Raw genomic sequence first — 230 nt, forward strand, 5'->3', positions numbered from 1 at the left:
AGTGCTGTGGAAGAGGTAACAGAACAAGAACAACAAGAAGAGCAGCAAGTGGAAGAAAAAATAGAAGAAGAGGAAAAAGAAGCACACGCAGAACAAGAACAACAAGAACAACAAGAACAAGAACAAGAACAACAAGAACAAGTAAGAACTGTTCCGTATAATAAATCATTTAAGGATATGAATAATGATGAAAAAATTCATTTTTTATTAAACCGCCCTCATTACATTCC

At 33.9% G+C, this 230-nt stretch carries 1 protein-coding gene; it reads left to right on the forward strand.

Features of this window, described 5'->3' with window-relative positions; genetic code table 11:
• Window positions 1-230, forward strand: a 230-nt coding sequence (locus MR160_RS34565; RefSeq protein WP_242299273.1) for a CotO family spore coat protein, incomplete at both ends; no start/stop codon positions are given.

Source organism: Bacillus cereus group sp. BfR-BA-01382 (assembly GCF_022663475.1).
GTDB lineage: Bacteria > Bacillota > Bacilli > Bacillales > Bacillaceae_G > Bacillus_A > Bacillus_A thuringiensis_S.